Source organism: Bacillus cereus group sp. Bc010 (assembly GCF_027716745.1).
GTDB lineage: Bacteria > Bacillota > Bacilli > Bacillales > Bacillaceae_G > Bacillus_A > Bacillus_A pacificus.
Window position 1 is genome coordinate 1 of the sequence record NZ_JAQFUY010000097.1, and the last position, 1,687, is coordinate 1,687.

Consider the following 1,687-nt stretch of genomic DNA (forward strand, 5'->3'; position numbering starts at 1 on the left):
TTTTCCCATGACATATCTACTAGTTCTTGCATAAATCCATCTTTTTTCGCAGTGTTCCAAAGCGTAGGGATTGTTTTAAATGCTCTGCTTGTTTTTACTGGCTTGCTTTTTCCGACAATTCTTAATTCAAAATCAAGGTTTTCAATTCTGTAGTCCATCTCGGTATCTCCTTTAATAGAAATTTGAAAGGAAATTTTGGGAAAGGCTTTTAACTGTACCCCTCTATTACGAGCATTGGAAGGGGTTACCCCATGCATTTTTTGAAAAGCACGTGAGAAAGTATCAGAAGAAATATAACCATATTTAATTGCCACATCGATGATCCGAATATCACTTTTTTGAATTTCAAATGCTGCAAGTGTTAACCGTCTTCGTCTAATATATTCTGATAGCGATACACCTGAGATTGAAGAGAACATTCTTGAAAAATGAAACTCAGAACAGTTAGCTGCTTTTGCAATCTCTTTGTAGTCTATTTCTTCATCCAGGCTATTTTCAATGTAGTTTAACGCATTGTTCATTCTTTCTAGCCAATCCATAAGTTTACTCCCTTTCAATATTTACTTTAAAACAAAATAGATAATAATTACCGACATTTCATGCCTAAAAATGTTGGTGAAAAAATACATCTTTTGATAGAATCAGGACAAACTATTTGTTTCTTTCCGATAGATTTCTATATAATGAAGCCCTAGATACATTAGTAATTTCACAAATTTGATTTACAGTCATGCCGCCTTCTTTATATAGTTTTACTGCATAATTCATCCCTGCGTGATTTTTATGATACTGCTTTAAACGCCCCTTAAACTTTCCTTCTTTCTTTGCTAACTCAATCCCTTCACGTTGACGCATACGGATAAGGTCGCGCTCTAATTGGTTCACACCAGCCATTACTGTAATTAAGAATTGGCTGTATGGATTATCCTCTGATAAATTTAGCCATGTATCCTTGAGTGATTTTAAGCTTGCCTTTTTCCTTCGTATTAAATCAATCAATTCAAATAAATCCTGCGTACTCCGAGTGATCCGAGTTAAGTCTGTAACATAAATAATGTCGCCTTCCTGTAAATCCTGCAACATTTTTTGAAGTTGCTCGCGATTCTTTGTTGCACCAGAAACTTTTTCTTCAAAAATAATATCCATCCCGATTTCGTTTAATTGCTGAAATTGCCTTGAAGGATTTTGGTTAGTCGAACTGACACGTATATAACCAATTTTCCGCAAAATATCACCTCATTTTTGAGATAAGTCTTATGAGACACTCTTAACTATGATTTTATCAGTCTACTATAATTGTATCAATAGAGTACACTCTATTGATTTATAATTGAACTAATTAACTGAACAATTACAGAAATGAGATGATACTGTATGAAAGTTGCGAGAGGTAGAGAATTGCTTACATCGGAACAGCGACAGGTCCTTATGCAAATTCCTGAAGACGAGTGGGTGCTAGGAACCTACTACACTTTTTCCAAACGGGATTTAGAAATTATCAATAAGCGAAGGAGAGAAGAAAACCGTTTAGGGTTCACCGTTCAATTAGCTGTTCTTCGATATCCCGGTTGGCCATACACTCATATCAAAAACATCCCGGATTCAGTCATACATTATATATCAAAACAAATCGGTGCTAGTCCATCCTCGCTAAAGCTTTATCCTCAAAGAGACAATACACTTTGGG

At 35.3% G+C, this 1,687-nt stretch carries 3 protein-coding genes; 1 reads left to right on the plus strand and 2 read right to left on the minus strand.

Going from position 1 to position 1,687, the window contains the following annotated elements; translation table 11 throughout:
• Together PDQ68_RS28530 and PDQ68_RS28535 are read right to left on the minus strand one after the other, a co-directional pair.
• Nucleotides 1-539 (minus strand): helix-turn-helix domain-containing protein (locus PDQ68_RS28530; protein ID WP_227572179.1); only part of this gene is annotated, 539 nt, incomplete at its 3' end.
• A 112-nt stretch (nt 540-651) separates the two neighbouring features.
• Nucleotides 652-1,227, minus strand: a complete 576-nt coding sequence (locus PDQ68_RS28535; RefSeq protein WP_270787174.1) for a recombinase family protein — start codon at nt 1,225-1,227, stop codon at nt 652-654.
• Between the two features lie 147 nt (nt 1,228-1,374).
• On the opposite strand from PDQ68_RS28535, the gene PDQ68_RS28540 reads away from it, so the two are divergent.
• Nucleotides 1,375-1,687 (plus strand): DUF4158 domain-containing protein (locus PDQ68_RS28540; RefSeq protein ID WP_270787175.1); only part of this gene is annotated, 313 nt, incomplete at its 3' end.